Annotated in this window: 10 protein-coding genes and 1 pseudogene; 7 read left to right on the top strand and 4 right to left on the bottom strand. The window is 66.4% G+C overall.

Features of this window, described 5'->3' with window-relative positions:
* Positions 1-1,010: ABC transporter ATP-binding protein (locus G3N99_RS26705; RefSeq protein WP_206123886.1), on the bottom strand; the 1,010-nt coding region annotated here is incomplete at its 3' end.
* 294 nt (positions 1,011-1,304) lie between these two features.
* Between G3N99_RS26705 and G3N99_RS26700 the strand changes: the two genes are divergently transcribed.
* From G3N99_RS26700 to G3N99_RS26675, 6 genes are all read left to right on the top strand, one after another.
* Positions 1,305-2,192: an IclR family transcriptional regulator gene (locus G3N99_RS26700; protein ID WP_206123885.1), complete on the top strand. Its 888-nt coding sequence runs from the start codon at positions 1,305-1,307 to the stop codon at positions 2,190-2,192.
* Positions 2,193-2,543: 351 nt separating this feature from the next.
* Positions 2,544-3,614 carry a porin gene (locus G3N99_RS26695; RefSeq protein WP_241011864.1) on the top strand — a complete coding sequence of 357 codons (1,071 nt, stop codon included), beginning with the start codon at positions 2,544-2,546 and terminating at the stop codon, positions 3,612-3,614.
* Positions 3,615-3,653: 39 nt separating this feature from the next.
* Positions 3,654-3,866 (top strand): DUF3311 domain-containing protein, encoded by a 213-nt coding sequence (locus tag G3N99_RS26690; protein ID WP_174938448.1) that lies wholly within the window; start codon positions 3,654-3,656, stop codon positions 3,864-3,866.
* On the top strand, positions 3,863-5,341 hold the full coding sequence (locus tag G3N99_RS26685; protein ID WP_174947218.1) for a sodium:solute symporter: 1,479 nt from the start codon (positions 3,863-3,865) through the stop codon (positions 5,339-5,341). Before G3N99_RS26690 ends, G3N99_RS26685 begins: the two co-directional genes overlap by 4 nt.
* Positions 5,342-5,419: 78 nt before the next feature.
* The gene (locus G3N99_RS26680) at positions 5,420-6,892 is read left to right on the top strand and encodes an amidohydrolase family protein (protein WP_206123884.1); all 1,473 of its coding nucleotides are present in this window, start codon (positions 5,420-5,422) and stop codon (positions 6,890-6,892) included.
* 83 nt (positions 6,893-6,975) lie between these two features.
* Entirely contained in the window at positions 6,976-7,440 is a 465-nt protein-coding gene (locus G3N99_RS26675) for an Ivy family C-type lysozyme inhibitor (protein ID WP_206123883.1), read from the top strand.
* A 141-nt stretch (positions 7,441-7,581) separates the two neighbouring features.
* Here G3N99_RS26675 and G3N99_RS26670 read toward each other — a convergent pair whose 3' ends face one another.
* Positions 7,582-8,103, bottom strand: coding sequence for a GNAT family N-acetyltransferase (locus G3N99_RS26670; RefSeq protein ID WP_174938461.1), 522 nt, complete (start codon positions 8,101-8,103; stop codon positions 7,582-7,584).
* A gap of 203 nt (positions 8,104-8,306) precedes the next feature.
* Between G3N99_RS26670 and G3N99_RS26665 the strand changes: the two genes are divergently transcribed.
* Positions 8,307-8,690: a hypothetical protein gene (locus G3N99_RS26665; protein WP_011356063.1), complete on the top strand. Its 384-nt coding sequence runs from the start codon at positions 8,307-8,309 to the stop codon at positions 8,688-8,690.
* A gap of 78 nt (positions 8,691-8,768) precedes the next feature.
* Here G3N99_RS26665 and G3N99_RS26660 read toward each other — a convergent pair whose 3' ends face one another.
* Positions 8,769-9,539, bottom strand: a complete 771-nt coding sequence (locus G3N99_RS26660) for an ABC transporter substrate-binding protein (protein ID WP_174938463.1) — start codon at positions 9,537-9,539, stop codon at positions 8,769-8,771.
* 134 nt (positions 9,540-9,673) lie between these two features.
* Positions 9,674-10,342: pseudogene (locus tag G3N99_RS26655) on the bottom strand (MFS transporter); the annotation flags it as partial.

Genomic DNA, 10,342 nt, shown 5'->3' with positions numbered 1-10,342 from the left:
GGCTCCGCGCCCTCGTTCTGGCAGCACACGAGCACTTCGCCGAGTGCGCTGTCGACGCGGTACAGCCACTGGCTGCCGAGGAAGAAGCGGCTCGTGACGGTCGCGGCGAAGCGGCCGGCATCGGGCGCGCACAGCCGCAGCTTCTCCGGACGGATGCAGACCGACACCGCATCGCCGACGCATACGTCGCGCTCGCGCGGCGGCAGGTGCGCGGTGTGGCCGGTTTCGGCGAGGCCGTGCCCGAGGTCGATGCGGATCGCGTCGCCGTCGTGCGCGACGACGGTGCCGGGCAGCAGGTTCGCCTTGCCGATGAATTGCGACACGAAGCGGCTTTCCGGGCGCTCGTACGCACGGTACGGCGTATCGGTCTGCGTGATGCGGCCGGCTTCCATCACGACCACGCGATCGCTGATCGACAACGCTTCCGACTGATCGTGCGTGACCATGATCGTCGTCGTGCCGATCTTGCGCTGGATCGCGCGCAGCTCGAACTGCATGTCCTCGCGCAGCTTTGCGTCGAGGTTCGACATCGGTTCGTCGAGCAGCAGCACCGGCGGCTCGATCACGACCGCACGCGCGATCGCGACGCGCTGCCGCTGGCCGCCCGACAGCTCGCGCGGAAAGCGGTGCGCGAGGGCATCGAGCCGCACGAGCGCGAGCGCGGCGCGGATGCGCTCCGTGCGCTCGGCCTTGTCGACGCCGCGCATGTCGAGGCCGAAGCCGACGTTTTCCGCGACGCTCATGTGCGGAAACAGCGCATAGCTCTGGAACACGATGCCGAGCCCGCGCCGGTTCGGCTTCAGGTGCGTGATGTCCTGCCCGTCGAGCGCGATGCGCCCGCGCGTGACGTCGACGAAGCCGGCGATCATCTGCAGCGTGGTGGTCTTGCCGCAGCCCGACGGCCCGAGCAGCGATACGAATTCGCCTTGTTCGACCGACAGGTTGACGTCGGCGACGGCGGTGAGGTCGCCGAAGGTTTTCGTCAGATCCGTAAGCGTGAGAAACGACATGGGAAGCTCCGGGTTCGCACACCGCGTGGCCGGTGTGCCGATGACGCGGACTCTAGCCAGCCATATTTCGGAGCGTCAATTTCGAATTCTGCTGAACGGGATGAATTTCTGAAAAATTCCGATGAACGGAATGGATCGCATCGCGGCATGCAAATCGTTCCGCTGGATGAGGGGTGGCCGAGCCGTGAAATGCACGCGTCAATCCCGTGCACACCCGGATGCCCGGGGAATTTCGTCCGGACGACAATGGCGGCTAGCGTATTCCGTTCAATGAAATCATCGAGGAGAGCCGGCATGCAGGAACCCCATTCGCCCGGAACGTCGCCGGCCGCGCGCGCGGCGCACACGGACGAGGACGCCGCCGATCCGGCCGGCGCGCCGGGCACCGGCATGCTGCAGCGTGCGTTCGCGATCCTGCGCGCGCTGGCCGGCATGCAGCAGGACGGCGTGCGCGTCACGCATCTCGCGAAGGCGGTCGGCCTCACGCAGGGCACCGCGCACCGAATCCTGCAATCGCTGATCGCCGAAGGGATGGTCGAACAGGACGAGCAATCGAAGCTGTACCGGCTGAGCGTCGACTTCTTCGCGCTCGCCGCGCAGGCCGGCAACCCGAGCAGCATGCGTACGTTGTGCCGCCCCGCGTTGTTGCGGCTGTGCGCGAGTCTCGGCGAGACGATTTTCCTGCTCGTGAAGAGCGGCTTCGACGCGGTGTGTCTCGACCTGTGCGAAGGGCCGTTTCCGATCCGCTCGTTTACCGGCGACATCGGCGGGCGCATCGCGCTCGGCGTCGGGCAGGGCAGTCTCGCGATCCTCGCGTTCCTGCCCGAAGCCGAACGTGAGGAAGTGATCCGCTTCAACGTGCCGCGCATTCGCGGCTATGGCGTGCTCGACGAGGTGTACCTGCGCACCGAGATCGAACGCGTGCGGCAGCTCGGCTACGCGGGCCGTAACAGCGGCGTGCTCGACGGGATGGCCGGCGTCGCCGTGCCGATTCTCGATCGCACCGGGTATCCGGTGGGCGCGCTGAGCGTCGGTACGCTCGCGTCGCGCCTCGGCGATGACCGGATGCCGATGGTCGTCGAACTGCTGCGGCGCCAGGCCGAGACGATCGGGCCGCGCACCAACCCGTTTGACGCCGCGCTGCGGCGGCCGATGCACGGGCTATCCGGGAAAACCGTATAGACGCATCACGCGTCGCCGTTTCGTCAGCTTGCTTACGCGAGCCATTCACGTCTGAGCAAAGCGCGCCGCGTCCAGCGGACTTGCGCGCTTTCGTTTCTCTTGCAGCGGCGCATCGTCCCCGCTCATCTCCTCGTCATTCGATTTTCAACTGCCGCTCAGTTGAACATTTCATTTCTTGATGTGACTGCGGCTGGATACCATCCAGCGACTGTCTATACAACCTGATCGGGCGTATGGGCAGGATCAAAAAAACACAACACATCGATGAACAGGTTTGGAGAGGAGAAGACGGAGATGGTGCGAATGAAGGGTGGGAAGACGGGCGCCGCAGGCGTGGGCGCAGCCGTTGCAATGCTGTTTGCCGGCGCCGCGCACGCGCAGTCCACGGTGACGCTGTACGGGATCGTCGACGCGGGCGTGACCTACACGAACAACGCGAAGGGCCATGCGTTGTGGCAATTCACGGGCGGCAACGAATCGGGCCCGCGCTTTGGCTTGATCGGCACCGAGGATCTCGGCGGCGGCCTGAAGGCGAACTTCCGGCTCGAGAACGGCTTCAACGTCGCGAACGGCGCGCTCGGGCAGGGCGGCCGGATGTTCGGGCGTTCGGCGTGGGTCGGCCTGAGCGGCGCGAACTGGGGCGCGGTGACGCTCGGCCGCCAGTACAACTCGACGCAGGACATCCTCGGCTCGCTGCAAATGAGCAGCTTCCTCGCGCAGTACTCGACGCACCCGTTCGACAACGACGACATCAACAACACGTTCCGCACCAACAACGCGGTGAAGTACGTGTCGCCGACGATCGCGGGCCTGCAGGCGAACCTCGTGTACGGCTTCTCGAACTCGACCGGCTTCGCGAACGACAACAGCTGGAGCGCGGGCGTCACGTACGTGAACGGGCCGCTCAACGCGGGCGCCGCGTATGCGCGCGTGAACCATCCGGCGGTCAGCACGAGCGGCGCCGTTGCTTCGGATAACTACTATCCGGCGTCGGAATCGGTGTTCGGTGCAAGCCTCGGGAACGCGATCCGCCAGCAGATCTGGGGCGCGGGCGGCAGCTACGCGATCGGGCCGGCGACGCTCGGCCTGCTGTACACGGGCTCGAACTTCGGGCAGGCGACGGGCGGCGCGCTGCGCTTCAACAACTACGAAGGCAGCCTGCGCTACATGATCACGCCGGCGTTGATGGCGGCGGCCGGCTACACCTATACGCAGGTCGCGCGCGCCAGCGACAGCGGCCACTACCACCAGGTATCGGCCGGCCTGCAGTACCTGCTGTCCAAGCGCACCGACGTGTACGTGAACGGCTTCTACCAGAGGGCGTCGTCGGGTGTCGGCCAGGCGTGGATCGACGGCACCGACAGCGCGTCGTCGACGACGTCGCAGGTGGCGGTGGTGGTCGGCATCCGCCAGAAGTTCTGATGTTCTGACGCACACGCGCGTCTTCCGGAGGAGGCACTCATGAAACTCAAACTGTTGCTGGCGGCGTTGCCGTTCGTCGGGATGTATGCGGGCGGCTCGCTCGCCGAGGTGCGGCCGCTGCTGTTCGGGCTGCCGTTCCTGCTCGTCTGGAACCTGGTCTGGATGGCGGCCACCGCCGCGATCCTCGCGATCCTGTTCCATCTCGACGAGCGCGACGCGGCCCGCGCCGGCCGCTCGGGAGACGCGCGATGAACGCATCGATCATCATCATCGCGGCGTTCGCCGTGTTCGCGCTCGCGATCGGCGTGATGGCGCGCCGCGGCCGCAAGCTCACGCTCGAGCAGTGGGCGGTCGGCGGGCGCGGCTTCGGCTCGCTGCTGACGTTCCTGCTGATGGCCGGCGAGGCGTTCTCGACGTTCTCGTTCCTCGGCGCGAGCGGCTGGACCTACAGCAAGGGCGTGCCCGCGTTCTACATCCTGTCGTACGGCTGCCTCGCGTTCGTGATCGGCTACTGGATGCTGCCGGCGATCTGGCGTTACGCGAAGGAGCGCGGGCTCGTGTCGTTCGCCGACTACTTCGCGGCGAAGTACGACAGCCGCGCGATCGGCGTGCTGGTGTCGGTCGTCGCGGTGTTCGCGATGGTGTCGCTGCTGATGATCCAGTTGCGCGGGCTCGGCGTGATCGTGTCCGAGATGTCGTACGGGCTGATTCCGCAAGCAGCCGCGATCTGGATCGCCGCGACGCTGATGGCGGTGTACATGGTCGTGTCGGGCATCCACGGCTCGGCGAGCATCGCGATCTTCAAGGACGTGCTGATCCTCGCGATCGCGATCTTTCTCGGCCTGTATCTGCCGATGCACTACTACGGCGGCCTTGGCGCGATGTTCGCCAGGATCGACGCCGTGCATCCCGAACTGCTGCGCATGCCCGAGCACGGCTTCAACCTGAGCTGGTACAACTCGACGATCCTGCTCACGTCGCTCGGCTACTACCTGTATCCGCACGGCTTCACCGCGATCTACGTCGCGAAGGACGAGCGCGCGCTGCGCCGCAACGTGATCCTGATGCCGCTGTACCAGGTGCTGATCGCGTTCCTGTTCCTCGTCGGCTTCGCGGCCGTGATGACCGTGCACGGGCTCGAAGGCGCGCAGACCGATCTCGCGCTGCTGCGCCTCGTGAAGCAGACGTTCCCCGCATGGTTCGTCGGCATCGTCGGCGGCACGGGCCTGCTGACCGCGCTGGTGCCGGGCTCGCTGATCATGCTGAACGCATCGACGACGATCGCGCGCAACATCTACCGCGAAGGCTTCGCGCCGAACGCGACCGACCGCGAGGTGACGCGCGTCGCGCGGATCGCGCTGCCGATCTTCACGCTGGTGGTCGTCTACTTCGTGCTGCGCGGCGGCGCGACGTTCGTCACGCTCGCGATCTTCTCGTCGAGCCTGCTCACGCAGCTCGTGCCGATGCTCGCATCGAGCTTCCTGAAGCGGCCGTTCGGCACGCGTGAAGGCGCGTTCGCGGGCATCGTCGCCGGCGCGATCGTGATCGCGATGACGAACTACTATGGCGTGACGCTCGCGTCGTTGTTCCCCGGCGCGTCGAACACGCTGACGTCGATCAACCCCGGGCTCGTCGCGCTCGCGGTGAATGCGCTGGTGTTCATCGTGATCAGCGCGGTGCAGCGCAAGCTGAAGGCGCGGATCGCGGCGCCGGTCGGTTCGGCGTGATCGTTTTTCATGCATGAAGATGGCACGAGGCCGCCGGGCGGCAACACAATCAATCGAACGACAACAGGACACGGTGCGATGACTACCGAGGACAAGCGGGACGACAACCGCGAGGCGATCGACACGCTGATCGCGAACGGCTGCGTGATCACGATGGACCCGCAGCGGCGCGTGATCGAGCACGGCGCGGTTGCCGTGAAGGGCGATCGTATCGTCGCCGTGGGCAGCACCGACGAACTGCAGGCGCGCTACCGCGCCGCGCGCACGATCGACGCGCGCCGCAAGGCCGTGCTGCCGGGCCTGATCGATGCGCATGCGCATGCCGGCCACGCGATGCTGCGCACGATCGGCGGCGCGGACGGCGATGCGTGGTCGGCCGCGGCCGAGACGATCTACACGCGTGCGTCCGACGAAGCGTTCTGGGAGGCCGAATCGCACCTTGCCGCGCTCGAACGGCTGAAGGCCGGCGTGACGACGGGCGTGTCGCTGCTCGGCGGCGGCAACTCGATCATGCGCGTCGACGATCCGGTCTATGCACGGCGCCATTGCGATGCGGTCGTGCGCACCGGTACGCGCTCGATCGTCGCGGTCGGCCCGTCGCGGCCGCCCGCGCCGCGTGCTTATACGCGCCACACGCCGGACGGCAGCGACACGCGCGACATCGATTTCGACACGATGTATGACGTGTGCGAGCACATCATCGACGCATGCCACGGCGATGCCGATGGCCGGATCCGCATCGCGCTCACGCTGCCCGTGTACGGGCCGGAACACGATCCCGAACTCGCACGGTACGAGCACGATTTCCGCGACCAGGCCGCGCGCTACGGCGCGCTGGCGCGCGAGCGCGGGCTGACGTTCACGCAGGACGGCCACCGCGCGGGCACGCTCGCGTTCGCGCATCGCGAGCTCGGCTTGCTCGGCCCGACGTCGTTCATGTCGCACAGCATCGACCTGACCGACGACGATATCGCGGCATGCGTCGAGACCGGCACCGCGATCGTCCACAACCCGAGCGCGATCATGTCGATCATCGGGCGCTGCCCGGTGCCCGAGCTGATCGATGCGGGCGTGACGGTGGCGATCGCGTCGGACGGCGCGGCGCCCGATCGCGGCTACGACATGTTCCGCCACATGTGGCAGTGCATGCATTACCACCGCCGTCATTTCCGCGACCCGGACGTGCTGCCGCACGGCAAGGTGCTGGAGATGGTGACGATCGACGCGGCGAAGGCGCTGTCGGTCGATCACGAGGTCGGTTCGCTCGAAGCCGGCAAGCTCGCCGACATCATCCTCGTCGACCTGTTCCGGCCGCACATGATGCCGATGAACATGCCGGTGTATCGCGTGACGTGCTTCGCGAACGCGGCCGACGTGTGCATGACGATGGTTGGCGGAAGGGTGCTGATGGAGGACCGGCGTGTGTTGTCGGTCGACGAAGGCGCGGTGCTCGAACGGGTGAACGAAGTGGCGGAGATCACGATCGAGCGCAGCGGGTTGCGTCATTTGCTCGACGAACCGAAGACGCTGTGGGGGCGGAGCCGCTATTGATTGACAAAAGTTGACACGGCGGGAAGAACTCCTTTCGGTGGTGCGGCACTAATGAATTCCCCCATCGCCCGGAGTAGATGCACATGAAATTCAGGATTCCTCTCGCCGCTGCCGCACTGATCGTCGCCCAGGCCGCATGGGCCGCAGGCCCCGCGCCGACGAAAACCTGGACGATGAGCGCAATCCCCGGCGATCGCGCGGCGAGCGACGCGTTCGCCGCGATGAAGAAAGGTCACGCGGTGCCGGCATGGGTGACCAATGGCACCGAATCGCCGGGAACCACCGTCGTGTTCGGCGGGCACGACGTCTACGTGATGACGGCCTGCAAGCCGCACAACTGCGGGTCGGAGCGCATCGCGGTGCTGTACGACCCGCAGAAGAAGGTGATGTACGGTGTGCTGTCCGTCGCAGGGCCGAAGGAGGGCGCCGAGAAGCTGACATGGCTCAATATCGGCGGCGGTAGCGAATCGATCGACGGACGGACGATCTTGTATGCGGCGCTGACGGGTAGCCTCGAGAACCACCCCGACGCGTTCAATTACAAGTGACGCCGGCCGATTGACGGCCGGTCAAGCATCAATCGCGATCGCTGCCCGAACGGGCCGGCCGACGTGAAGCAGGGGCGTCGCGCGATCGTGCGCGGCGCCCCTTTTTGCTGGCGAGGCTCGGTCGGCATGCAACCGCGAAGGTCAGCGACGGTAGATGAACTCCAGATCGGTTGAATCGCCAACCTTGAAATCGTACGTACCGACCCGCTGGAAACCGGCCTTCTCGTAGAAAGCGATGGCCTTCGCGTTGCCGGACCACACGCCGAGCCATACCGGGCCGGGCCGTTCCGTGGCCAGATAGTCGAGTGCCGAATCGAACAACGCGCGCCCGGCGCCGGTCCCTTGCGTCCCCCGCCGAAGGTAGATCTGATGGATCTCCCCCGAACCGTCGGCAACCTCCGGGTGCGGGAGCTTGCAGGGCCCCGCGTGCGCATACCCCACCAGCCGGCCATCGTCGCTTTCGGCGACCCACGTGCGGCACTGGGGATCGTTGAGCTGGCCCGTGACCGCTTCTACCGAATAGGTTCGGGTCTCGTACGCAGCCAGATCGTGCGGCGGGTAGTCGATATTGAATCCGTCGTGCAGAAAGGTTTCGCGAAACGTGTCGCGCTTCAATTCGGCAAGCAGGATGGCATCGGACGGGGTAGCAACGCGGATCAACATGGAGAATGGCTGGGTTCGTGGGTCGGGCAGACAGTTTATCCCGGTTGCCGAGAGGCTTGCGGGCGCCGGGTTGACCTGCGTGCGAGCCGTGCCACGGGCGTCTGCGCCCGAACCTGATCGACCGCAAGGCAATCGTGCCGATGCCGGTGGTTGACCGCCGACGGACATGCTAGGATTTCCGACAAACAACTTCGGAGACTGCCATGCCGTTCATCTGCGAAAACGTTGCATGCCGCGCCGTGCTGGCTCGCGGGCAGGTCAGGCCCCATCAAGAGGACTCTGGGTGGTGCTTCTACTGCCCGGACTGCAAGACGAGGAATGAGTTGATGTATGTCGACGTGGCCGGTGGCGCCGTCGAGCTGGTTCAGCCGGAGCGAGCCAGCCCTCCGCACAAGGTCGTTGCAACGGCCCGACCGCTGCAGGATGGCAAATACGCAGCGCAGTTGAGCGTTCAGCGGGCGCTTGCCGTGAGGGGAACGTATGCGGCCGAAGAACACTGGGATGAGCTCGGTGTATTCGGCGACGCGCAAGAGGCCGTCGCGCATGCGAATTCTTTCGCAACCGACCTGTTGCAGCGAGCGGCATAGTCGACATTATTCGGTGAGCGAAGAAGAGGCGTCGCGCATTCATGCGTGACGCGTCTTCGCGTTGCCCGTTCCCGCCCGTCAGTTGTAGATATCGAACGAGAAATACTTCTTCGAGATCCGCTGGTAAGTCCCGTCCTGGATCAGGCTCGCAAGCGCCTGGTTGATCTGCGTGCGCAGCGCGTCGTCATCCTTGCGCACGCCGATCGCCGACCCCACGCCGAGCGTCTTCGGGTCATGCAGCGGCGCCCCCGCGAATTCGAAGTTCGCCCCCTTCGCCGTTTTCAGGAAACCGAGGTCGGCCTGCACCGACGATTGCAGCGACGCGTCGAGCCGCCCCGACAGCAGGTCCTGGTAGACGAGATCCTGCGTCTGGTACGTGCGGACGATCACGCCCTTCGGCTCCCAGTACGTGCGCGCGTAAGTCTCCTGCGTCGAACCCTGCTCGACGCCGACGCTCTTGCCCTGCAGCGACTCGGGCGTCGGCTGCAGGTTCGAGCCGCGCCGCGCGACGAGCCGGGGCGGCACGTTGTTGATCTTGTCGGTGAACGCGATCTGCGCGAGGCGCTTCTCGGTCACGCTCATCGACGACAGCACGCCGTCGAACTTGCGCGCCTTCAGCGCCGGGATCATCCCGTCGAACGCGTTCTCGACCCACACGCAGCGCACCTTCATACGCTCACAGATTGCATTGCCGAGATCGATGTCGAAGCCGACGAGCTTGCCGTCGGGCGCGAGCGATTCGAACGGCGCATAGCTGGGGTCGACGCCAAGGCGCAGGACCGCCGGGTCTTTCGCGGCGGCGGCGCCGGCCGTCAGCGCGAGCGCCACGGCCAGAACGAGCTTTTTCATGTCTGTCTCCAATACCGATTGATGTAGTTTGTTTTGAAGCGAACCAGCGGCCGATGGGCGTGACTGCCCGCGCCCGGCCATGCGCGGGCGGCTGGACGAGTGCCGAAGGCGCTCGCCCGGATTCGAAGGGAACGTTATCGAGCGGCGCCGATGATGCGCGCCATGCTGTGCCGGTAGCCGGCGGGCGAGAACGCGGCATTCAGCGCGGCCATCGCGGCGATCACGCCGAGATGCATCCACCAGGCGATCGCGAAGCCGCCGCCCGCGTCGCGCAGCCAGCCGATCAGCCAGGGGCTCGCCGCGACGGTCAGGAAGCCGACGCCCTGCACGAAGGCGGCGAGCGCGCCGGCGAGCCGTGCATCGGGCAGGTGGTCGAGCGTGACGATCAGGCTCATCGAGAAGAAGCCGCCGAGACCGAGGCCGACGCTCGCGACCCAGAACCACGGCGCGACCGCGGGCAGCGTCGCGAACCCGATGAAGCCGGCCGCCTGCAGCGCGAGCGTGAGCCACAGCACGGCGCGGCGGTCGGGCGAACGTTTCGCGATCATCGGCATCGCGAGTGCGCCGGTCGCCTGGAACAGCGCCATCCACGCGAGCAGGTTGCCGCTCGCTTGCGGACTCATGCCGATGCTGCGGTAGAACGCGGGCAGCCACGCGACGAGGCTGGCGTAGCCGCTGTTGCTGAGCCCGAAGAACAGCGCGAGCTGCCACGCGCGTGGAATGCGGGCGAACGCGGAGATCGGGGCCGATACGGCCGTCGCGTGCACGGCGTCGCGCGGCGCCTTCGCGCGCCACAGCGCGAA

Source organism: Burkholderia sp. Ac-20392 (assembly GCF_017104585.1).
GTDB lineage: Bacteria > Pseudomonadota > Gammaproteobacteria > Burkholderiales > Burkholderiaceae > Burkholderia > Burkholderia lata.
The sequence above is the reverse complement of the archived record's forward strand: the minus strand, read 5'-3'. Positions and strand labels throughout refer to the sequence as shown.